Genomic DNA, 8,016 nt, shown 5'->3' on the forward strand with positions numbered 1-8,016 from the left:
ACGACTAAAAGCGGTTCAAAGCGCTGTCACGCTACCCAAAAAGGTAGCGGTGCTACCCTCAATTTCTCGTACGCTTCTGCCCTATGGCGCAGAACATTCAAGAGCGAGACGGCCGCTTCCAACTCCGCATCAAGCACAAGCTGCTGGAGCGCCCCTACTTCTCGACTTTCGAGAGCGAGCAGGCGGCGATCACGTATCGCGACACCCTGAAGTCCTACCTTCGGCGCGGCATGGTGCCCCAGGGCCTGCAGCCAGATGCGCCAGCGGTCAAAGATCCGCTCGTGGTCGAGGTGATCCGGTCATATGAAAAGCTGGGGCCCGTCACGCCCTTCGATGCCGAAATGCTCAGCGCCACGATGGGCGAGTTCCTCGGGGTGCGCGTTTCCAGCCTGACAGCCGAGTGGGTCGACGCCTTCGTGAAGAAGCTCAAGATGGTGGCGAACAACTCTCCTGGCACGATCCGCAAGAAGGTCGGGGTGTACGGCCGCATCTTGGACTGGCACATCCGGCGCACCACGGCCCACGGCGCGCACAAGCAGACCAACCCTTTCCGCGGCCTGCCGAACGGCTACAGCACCTACACAGCCGATGAGGCCGAAGCGCTGCGCAAGGAGAGCGAGCGTTTGGCCACCGACCCATCGAGCACCGAAAAGCCGAAGAAAGCCAAGCGCGACCAGTCTCGTGAACGCCGTTTCGGCCCGGGCGAAGGCGACCGCATCGACATGGCGCTGCGTGGGGAGCGCCTCCCGGGTGCGAAGTGGGTGCGACCGCCCCATCCAGACCTGCAGATGCTCTACGAGCTCATCGTCGACTCCGGCGTGCGGCTGCGCGAGGGCTACACAGTGAAGGTCGAGTATCTCCAGCTCGACCGCGGCTTCACCAGGGTCGACGGGACCAAGGGCCGCGGCGGCGTGGCGAAGCCCCGCATCGTTCCGCTGAAGCCGGCACTGATCGCGAAGCTTCGTCCCTACGTCGAAGGCAAGACAGGGCTCCTTTTCCCGTTCTGGGACGGCACCGAGAAAGGGAAGAAGCTTGCGACCCGCGCGCTGGTGCAGGCGTTTCGGCGCCTGTTCGCGCACGCACGTGTGCCGGACTTCAAAGAGCACGACCTCCGGCACGAGGCCTGCTGCCGGTGGTTCGAACTGCGCGGCAAGGACGGCCACTGGCTGTACAGCGACGTCGAGATTTGCAAGATCATGGGCTGGTCCGACTACTCGATGGTGCTTCGCTACGCCTCTATCCGTGGCGAGGACCTCGCGGCCCGCATGGCCGCCTGATTCAGTTCTTGCACCAGATCCGTCGACCTGACCTGCATACTCACGTCATGCCCATTCCTCGCTCCTGGCCGCGTGTCTACGTCGCCGGCCCGGACGTGTTCCGAGCCGATGCAGCCGCCCACCTCAAAGGCCTGGCGACCATCTGCGAAGCGCATCAACTTCGCGCGGTCCTGCCCGCGGACGAGCACGAACCGGCAGGGCCACAAGTCCCGCCTGAAAATATTGCCCGGCGCATCTACCGGGAGAACATGAAGCGGCTGCGGAGCGCCCACGGCCTCATTGCAAACTTGGCTCCATTCCGAGGCCCTGAGCCCGACTCGGGCACCGTGTTCGAGGTCGGCGCGGCCATCATGCTGGGCTTGCCTGTCGTGGCTTATGGAGTGCCCTCGGGCAGCTACGCCGGCCGCGTTCCCTCATCGCCTGACGCGCACGGAATCCTGCGCGATGCCGCCGGCGCCGCGGTCGAAGACTTCGGCCTCCCCCTGAATCTCATGCTCGCGTGCTCGGCGGTCATCGTGCCGACGGCAGCTGAAGCCATCCAGGCTCTGGCGGTGCTCCTGTACCAGCGGAAGTAGCCATCAGCGCAGCTTGCCCATATCCTTCTGGAATGTGCAGCAACTACGAAACCGTCACGCGCGCCGATCGCCTGCTGTCGTTCTTCGGTGTCGCGCGCAAGGGTGAAGAGCCGCCGCAGGTCACGTGGCCCACCGGGCTGGCGCCGTTCATCCGCTTGGCCGAGGACGGCTCGGGCAATCGCCGCGTGGACGACGGCGCATTCGGCTTGGTGCCCGGTTTCGCCAAGGAGTTGGCCTACGGCCGCAAGACCTACAACGCCCGCACCGAGACGGTCGCCAAGCTGCCGAGCTTCCGCAACGCCTGGCGCAAGGGGCAACGCTGCATCGTGCCCGCCGAGGCCATCTTCGAACCCTTCTACGAGACAGCCGAAAGCAAGCCCGTGCGGTGGCGCATCCAGCAGCCCGGCGAGGTGCCCATGGGCATCGCCGGCATCTGGGAAACCTGGAACAACCCCGAGACCGGGGAAGCCGCCTTCAGCTTCGCCATGCTGACCGTGAACGCCGACGGGCACCCGGTCATGTCCCGCTTTCACAAGTGGGGTGAAGAGAAGCGCATGGTCGTGATCCTCGACCCTGAGGAATACGACCGCTGGCTGACCTGCCCTATGGCCGAAGCACCGAAGTTCTTCCAGCAGTGGATGGGGCAGCTTGATACCTACCCGGCGCCGCTCCCGCCGCGCGCGAAGAAGGCGAGTCCCAGCTCAGCGCCGCCGGCTGCCGAGCCGCCCGAAGAGCCGGGCCTGTTCTAGCCCGATACCACCCGTAGGCAGTAAACGCGAAATACCACCCGCAGATGGTATCGGCCGGCGAGTATCTATTCACAAAACGCCCGACGTCACCGGCTCCGGCGAGGGGGCGAGCGGCGAAAGTATCTATTCACCGCGCCCCGCGCTTGAACCGCTGCGCCGGGATGGCGCCGGGCCGCTTGACCTTCACCCAGTCCGGTGAGCGCACGCCCGGCAGGTAGACACTGTCGGCCCTCTTGGCCACCAGGCCCTCAAGCTTCAACGGGATCACCGCCTCGGCAAAGAGCCGCTCCGGCTGGCTGTCGAAGTGGCCGACGACAAGGAGCCCCGGCCGCGCTGGCTTGAATAGCTTGGCCAGCGCCGCCTTGCGCTGCACCAGAGGTTGCTGCGTGATGTCCACGCCACGGCTCACCAGCAGGTCGAAGACGCAGTAGACGACCGGTGAGGCGCCCTCGTACCAGCGCCGGCGCTTGGCGCGGTCTTGGAGCTTGTCGAAGTCGCTGCGGCCCAGCTCATCGAGCACGCAGACCTCCCCGTCGACGATGTACTGGCCACCCTTCACGCGCGCGAGGCTGTAGGCCACCTCTGGGAACCACTTCGTTGCGTCAGCCCCGTTGCGGGTGCGCAGCTGCACGGCGCCGTCGGACTCAGCGGTCATCCGGTAACCATCGAACTTGATCTCGTAGATCCACCCCGGCTCCGCGAAGTCGATGGGCCGCTCCTCGAGCAGCATGGGCGGGTAGTCGGCGAGCGTCGGCATGGCGCCAAGGTGCAACCGTTCGAGCGGCTCGGCTGTCGGCCAGATGACTGGGCAAGCCGTAGGCACAAAGCGAAAAAATCCTTCGCCCAGCGTTGGCCTGGGCGGAGGGTTGACTGGCAATCTTGGCGCTACGGCTGCGCGATCAGCGCGCGGTCGTTCTTCACGGTGTCGAGCAGAAGCTGCACTTCGTTGTCTCGCCCTTCAACAATGAGTCGGCCTCGCTCAAGAAGCTCTCGACTTTGTGCAGCCATGGCCGCGAGGACTGCGGATCGATCTGCAACACGCTGGCAGGCAGCGGGGTCGCTGAGGGCCTGCTCGCGATCAAGGGCGGCGAAGGTGCGGTATTGCTCGCGCACCCGGCCAAGCTCAGCAGCAACAGTGCGGCCACGGCTGGCCAGCACCGCGAGGCGCGCTTCGTATGCATCAGCGTTCTCCTTCTGGATTTCGGCGTGTGTCGCCATCAGCGTGACGGTGCGCTGCAGGTCGGCCAGCGCAGCCAGCGCGCGGGCGGTACTCTCTTCGGTCCGGCTGCGCTTCTCAGCGGCAAGGTCAGCGCGGGCGCCGGCCGCGCGCGTGCGCTCCACGCAGCCTGTGCCCCAGCCCGCGACGGCGAGGGCCAGCAGCAGCCAGATAGCGATGTTGCGCAGGTCAGGCATGGCCCTCTCCTATTGCGCAGCGAGGCAGGCGCTGTGTCGGGCCTGCTGCCGCACCCACACGCCCTTGCAGCCCTTGGGGCCCCAGTTCTGCTGCAGTCGGCAGTCGCGGCCGGCCTGGAAGCGCCAGGCCAGCAGCGCTTCACAGGCGCCGAGGTAGTCCCCACGCAACAGCCACGTCCGCGGCGACTTGGGCTTCAGCCAGTTGCCGATTCCATACTGCCCCTCGAAGTCCATGTAGAGGTCGTATTCCTCCTGGAACAGCTCCACATTTGGCAAAGAGGCGGCGAAGCGCCGCTCCTCGGCACGGTGCAAGTTGCGCGCGAGTTGGACGGCGCGCCAGCGCGTGATCGGGGGGTCTGCAAGCGTCACTCGCGTGCCGTCTTCGTAGCGGGTCGAGCCGTGGCCGATGGTCGGCACGTCGCCTTGGGTCGGAACGTAGGGATGCAGCACCTCGGTGCCGTCTGCGCGCACCGTCACCGGGCCGTCGCCTTCGTGGGCCTGCCATGCAGCGAATCCAGCGACGGAAAGGGTCAAGGCGGCAACTGCGATGCGGATGCGCTGCATCAGTCGTCCTCCCCCAGGGCGGCCAGGTCGGTGTCCGACTTCATGCCCCGGCGCAGGCGCGCAACGCGCAGCTCGTGCTCGACCAATTGCCGGCGGTTGGCCTCGCGCTTGTAGTACCACGCCAGCACTAGGCCGCCGACGGCGACGAACGCACCGACCAGACCGAAGAACTCGTTGGAGAGGAACCATCCGACGCCGGTCATGCCTACGCCGGTCGCGGAAGCCTTGCCGCCGACGGCGGCCAGGGTATCGATGGTTTCGTTTCTCATGAGCCCGGATCATTCCGGGCGCAGCTCGCGCTGTGAAACCCTACAGGGGATCAGCGTTCAACGATCCGCAGGAACACAGATCGATCATCGATCCGCGGCGGGGTGTTGGTGGTGGTGATGCGGCAGGTCACGCGCAGCTTGTTCGGGCCCGTAACAGGCTTGGTGCCGCCGGTGAGCCACACGGTGGCCGTGGTGGCGTCGTGCGACTGGTTCACCACCGTCAGCGACGAGTCGACGTTGAACTCGACCGATGCAATGGCGTCGCCTGGATTCAGCGCCAGCCAAGCCGACCAGTCGAAGGAATAGTCGAGCTGCGCGTCGGTGTCGCGGTCGATGACAAGGTCGCCCCTCGAGTCAGCGACGTAGGTGGTGGGCTTCAGTGTGGCCATGCTGGTCTTTCAGTCAGTCACGGCGATGCGCCGCCGCTCGCCCTGGAATTCAGCGGTGCGCAGCTCGGGCGTGGCCGCCATGCTTCTGACCTCGCGCGCGAAGGCGCAGCGCCGGCGTTCAGCGGCGACGATGAGGGTGCGTTCGTTGCGCTCGAAGGGATACACATGGTGGAGGTCAACAATCTGCGTCTCGGGCAACTGCAGATGCGCAACAGAGACGCCAACCACAGCCCGCAGAACAACGGTCTGGCCGTCGAGCGCTGCGGACTGATCCGCGTTGATGCCGGCCGGTGCGGAGAAATGGCCGTCCTGCACTACCGCCTCGGACGCTTGAGCGGCGACCGTGGCTGCAGGCACGCTGAAAGCCGCGAGCTGCGAAGCGTCGAGGGCGGACTGGCTCACCGCAGCACGCGCCAAGACACCGAACGCAGCGGATTGCGCAGTCGGCGCCGCCGATTGCCCGGCTGACAGGCTCGCCGAATCCACGTCGGTGGACAGGAGCGCCGATTGGGAGGCCGCGGACTCAAGTTGCGCAGCGGCCACCTCCGGCACGGCCCGGAAGGACGCCGCCTGGGCATGCTGCGGCACAGCCTGACTCACAGCGATAGCGGAGAGCACCGCGACCAGCACCGACTGCGCCGCTTGACCAACCAGCTGCGATACGCTCACGACAGCGCCAGCCTCTTCCGACTCGCCGAAAACGAAGTTGCCGTGGCCCTGGGGCGCGCGTTTGAAGACGAAGTTGCCGCTCATGGGATCAACGTCGGTGCGAGGTTGCTGGCCACCAGAGACTCGAAGGCATGCTCGTAGTCGTAGGCGATGGCCGTGTATCGCTCGCGCTGGTCGATCCAGTCGAACTGATACAGGCCGGTGGCCGCGTCGCTCCACGCCTCACGGATGAAGAGGCCATCACGATCTCGAAACAGGCGCACGCGCCGACGCAGCGGCAGATCCGTCGGTTCGGCATCCACCTTGATAGTGAAAGGACCGATGCGCCCAAGACCGCCATGGTAGATGTCGCGAACGAACAGCGTGGGCATGAGAACGGGTCTCGTCGCCTCCCGGCTGGTGGTCGTCACAGCCAGCGGGCTGATGACGCCTACAGGCACGGTGTAGTTGGTCAACGCCATGCCCCCTTGATGTCGAGAAAGAAAGCGCCGGCCATGGAACTTGGTATCGCGGCAGCCGACCAGGCCGGGCAAACCAGCAGCTTCTTCCCCGCCATATCGCCCGTCGCGTCGATGGTGTCGCGCGCGGAGAACGTGCCGCCTGGAATCCGCAGCAAGCTCGAATACGCGCCCGGGAACAGGCCACGCAGTTGCGAGTCGGTCGCGGTCACGCCCGGGTTCTCCGAGAACATGATTGGAGTTGTTCGAGCAGAGAGATCGGCCGCTGCCGGGTAGGTCCCAAAGCAAGCATCCACAGTGCCTCCCGAGAAGACATTTGAGGTCGCGGAAGCGGAGGGCGCGATAGCTGCGGTACGGTATCCGCGCGCCGACGTTCCGATCTGTGTCAGCGAACGTGCGACGTACGAAGGCGTGACTGCGGCCTGCGAGGGGGATGCGAGCCAGCCAATATTCCCGCCAGCGTCATCAGTCAACGAGGTGGACCCCACAAGAACGCATGCATATGCGTCGGCGGACTTGATGTTGTTGATGTCGCCGAACCAGTTGCAGTCGCGCCCGAGATAGGTCGAGCTCGCGGGCACTCGAACCGCCTTCATGAAGTAGAAGCCGCGCTCGTCGCCGAGGATTTCCCAAGGGATCGCCGTGCTGCCCGCCGTCGCTGACTTGTTCCAGAACATCCCACCACTGACCTGCGCGGCCGTGGGAAAGGCATTGGTGCCGGTGTCCACGTCTGTCATGGACTCATAGGCCACAACACGCGCCGACGTGGTGCCCGTGTCGTCCACGCGCAGGCAGAAGCCGGTGGCACTCGGCGCAGTCGACTTGTAGACCGCCTTGCCCGCGCCCGTAAAAGCCTTCAGCAAGCCCAGCGGCGCGATCTTGACTGTGATGGTCCCCGTCGCGGCGCCATCGGCCACGGCGGTCGGCCAGGAGATCGTGCTACCTCCCTTGGCCGTCAGCATCCAATCGCCATTCAACCCGCTCGGCGTGGCCCCGGCCACGCGCACAGTGATGTCCACGTCGGCATCATGTGGCGAAGAAAAGGTTGCCGTGGCGATGCCCCCGCTGACCACGAGGGAGGTCGCCGTCGCTGTACCCCAACCGTCGTTGACCGCATCAATCACGGAAATCAGACTGCCTGCGGCTCCGGTGAGGACCGGCGCTCCCGCGAGCCCACTGTGGTAGTACTTCTGCGCCATCACGCCCCCGGGAACGTCTTGGACCAGCCGGTGATGTTGACCGTCTGGCCCAACACGATGGAGGGGTTGTCGACGGTCGCGTCGCCACCGCCGCCGGTGATCGTCACCGTGCCCTGCTCATGGCAGACCGTGCCCGCGGTGTTGTAGATGCGATAGTGGGCGGCCGTACCAGCGGCCACCGCCGTCCCAGCGATGGGCGTGCCGCCGAGCGACTTCACGCCGCCCACGGCGGCCGGTGCCCAGTCGCTACCCAGCGCGAATTCGACAAGGAGCGTGCCCGCTGCAGCTGCAGCGCAGTTCGCAGGTTGCGCGCCGGTGCGCAGCTGAATTTTTGCCGAGGTGCCGATGGTGCCCTCCCAGGCATCCCCGTAGGCGTTCCGCACGGCGTCGGAGTTTTGGACTGACATGAAGAGCTCCTTGGATGCTCGTCATGGTGTCAATGGCCCCTCCTGGC

General features: G+C 65.8%; 12 protein-coding genes. 3 read left to right on the forward strand and 9 right to left on the reverse strand.

Going from position 1 to position 8,016, the window contains the following annotated elements; all coding sequences use genetic code 11:
- Window positions 1–83: 83 nt before the first annotated feature.
- From RZE79_RS17510 to RZE79_RS17520, 3 genes are read left to right on the forward strand one after another with little or no spacing between them, the layout of a single operon-like run.
- The gene (locus RZE79_RS17510; RefSeq protein ID WP_319355599.1) at window positions 84–1,277 is read left to right on the forward strand and encodes a tyrosine-type recombinase/integrase; all 1,194 of its coding nucleotides are present in this window, start codon (window positions 84–86) and stop codon (window positions 1,275–1,277) included.
- A gap of 47 nt (window positions 1,278–1,324) precedes the next feature.
- Window positions 1,325–1,852 (forward strand): nucleoside 2-deoxyribosyltransferase, encoded by a 528-nt coding sequence (locus RZE79_RS17515; RefSeq protein WP_319355600.1) that lies wholly within the window; start codon window positions 1,325–1,327, stop codon window positions 1,850–1,852.
- 32 nt (window positions 1,853–1,884) lie between these two features.
- Window positions 1,885–2,601 (forward strand): SOS response-associated peptidase family protein, encoded by a 717-nt coding sequence (locus RZE79_RS17520; RefSeq protein ID WP_319355601.1) that lies wholly within the window; start codon window positions 1,885–1,887, stop codon window positions 2,599–2,601.
- A gap of 127 nt (window positions 2,602–2,728) precedes the next feature.
- Here RZE79_RS17520 and RZE79_RS17525 read toward each other — a convergent pair whose 3' ends face one another.
- The 9 genes from RZE79_RS17525 to RZE79_RS17565 form a co-directional block, all read right to left on the reverse strand.
- A complete protein-coding gene (locus RZE79_RS17525) occupies window positions 2,729–3,358 on the reverse strand; it encodes an RNA ligase family protein (RefSeq protein ID WP_319355602.1) in 630 nt (209 codons plus the stop codon).
- A 128-nt stretch (window positions 3,359–3,486) separates the two neighbouring features.
- Window positions 3,487–4,014 (reverse strand): hypothetical protein, encoded by a 528-nt coding sequence (locus RZE79_RS17530; RefSeq protein ID WP_319355603.1) that lies wholly within the window; start codon window positions 4,012–4,014, stop codon window positions 3,487–3,489.
- A 9-nt stretch (window positions 4,015–4,023) separates the two neighbouring features.
- Window positions 4,024–4,578 (reverse strand): glycoside hydrolase family protein, encoded by a 555-nt coding sequence (locus RZE79_RS17535; protein ID WP_319355604.1) that lies wholly within the window; start codon window positions 4,576–4,578, stop codon window positions 4,024–4,026.
- The gene (locus RZE79_RS17540) at window positions 4,578–4,847 is read right to left on the reverse strand and encodes a holin (RefSeq protein ID WP_319355605.1); all 270 of its coding nucleotides are present in this window, start codon (window positions 4,845–4,847) and stop codon (window positions 4,578–4,580) included. Before RZE79_RS17540 ends, RZE79_RS17535 begins: the two co-directional genes overlap by 1 nt.
- 50 nt (window positions 4,848–4,897) lie before the next feature.
- Window positions 4,898–5,236 carry a hypothetical protein gene (locus RZE79_RS17545; protein WP_319355606.1) on the reverse strand — a complete coding sequence of 113 codons (339 nt, stop codon included), beginning with the start codon at window positions 5,234–5,236 and terminating at the stop codon, window positions 4,898–4,900.
- A 9-nt stretch (window positions 5,237–5,245) separates the two neighbouring features.
- Entirely contained in the window at window positions 5,246–5,989 is a 744-nt protein-coding gene (locus RZE79_RS17550) for a hypothetical protein (RefSeq protein ID WP_319355607.1), read from the reverse strand.
- Window positions 5,986–6,366, reverse strand: a complete 381-nt coding sequence (locus RZE79_RS17555; RefSeq protein WP_319355608.1) for a hypothetical protein — start codon at window positions 6,364–6,366, stop codon at window positions 5,986–5,988. Before RZE79_RS17555 ends, RZE79_RS17550 begins: the two co-directional genes overlap by 4 nt.
- Window positions 6,357–7,562, reverse strand: coding sequence for a hypothetical protein (locus RZE79_RS17560; RefSeq protein WP_319355609.1), 1,206 nt, complete (start codon window positions 7,560–7,562; stop codon window positions 6,357–6,359). Before RZE79_RS17560 ends, RZE79_RS17555 begins: the two co-directional genes overlap by 10 nt.
- Complete coding sequence (locus RZE79_RS17565) at window positions 7,562–7,969, reverse strand: hypothetical protein (RefSeq protein ID WP_319355610.1); 408 nt, start codon at window positions 7,967–7,969, stop codon at window positions 7,562–7,564. Before RZE79_RS17565 ends, RZE79_RS17560 begins: the two co-directional genes overlap by 1 nt.
- Window positions 7,970–8,016 lie beyond the last annotated feature (47 nt).

Source organism: Variovorax sp. EBFNA2 (assembly GCF_033802765.1).
Classification (GTDB): Bacteria; Pseudomonadota; Gammaproteobacteria; order Burkholderiales; family Burkholderiaceae_C; genus Variovorax; species Variovorax paradoxus_H.

Excerpts from the sequence above, each read along its gene's own strand:
- RZE79_RS17510 (WP_319355599.1), top strand. The coding sequence starts at position 84 with ATGGCGCAGAACATTCAAGAGCGAGACGGCCGCTTCCAACTCCGCATC.
- RZE79_RS17515 (WP_319355600.1), top strand. The coding sequence starts at position 1,325 with ATGCCCATTCCTCGCTCCTGGCCGCGTGTCTACGTCGCCGGCCCGGAC.
- RZE79_RS17520 (WP_319355601.1), top strand. The coding sequence starts at position 1,885 with ATGTGCAGCAACTACGAAACCGTCACGCGCGCCGATCGCCTGCTGTCG.
- RZE79_RS17525 (WP_319355602.1), bottom strand. The coding sequence starts at position 3,358 with ATGCCGACGCTCGCCGACTACCCGCCCATGCTGCTCGAGGAGCGGCCC.
- RZE79_RS17530 (WP_319355603.1), bottom strand. The coding sequence starts at position 4,014 with ATGCCTGACCTGCGCAACATCGCTATCTGGCTGCTGCTGGCCCTCGCC.
- RZE79_RS17535 (WP_319355604.1), bottom strand. The coding sequence starts at position 4,578 with ATGCAGCGCATCCGCATCGCAGTTGCCGCCTTGACCCTTTCCGTCGCT.
- RZE79_RS17540 (WP_319355605.1), bottom strand. The coding sequence starts at position 4,847 with ATGAGAAACGAAACCATCGATACCCTGGCCGCCGTCGGCGGCAAGGCT.
- RZE79_RS17545 (WP_319355606.1), bottom strand. The coding sequence starts at position 5,236 with ATGGCCACACTGAAGCCCACCACCTACGTCGCTGACTCGAGGGGCGAC.
- RZE79_RS17550 (WP_319355607.1), bottom strand. The coding sequence starts at position 5,989 with ATGAGCGGCAACTTCGTCTTCAAACGCGCGCCCCAGGGCCACGGCAAC.
- RZE79_RS17555 (WP_319355608.1), bottom strand. The coding sequence starts at position 6,366 with ATGGCGTTGACCAACTACACCGTGCCTGTAGGCGTCATCAGCCCGCTG.
- RZE79_RS17560 (WP_319355609.1), bottom strand. The coding sequence starts at position 7,562 with ATGGCGCAGAAGTACTACCACAGTGGGCTCGCGGGAGCGCCGGTCCTC.
- RZE79_RS17565 (WP_319355610.1), bottom strand. The coding sequence starts at position 7,969 with ATGTCAGTCCAAAACTCCGACGCCGTGCGGAACGCCTACGGGGATGCC.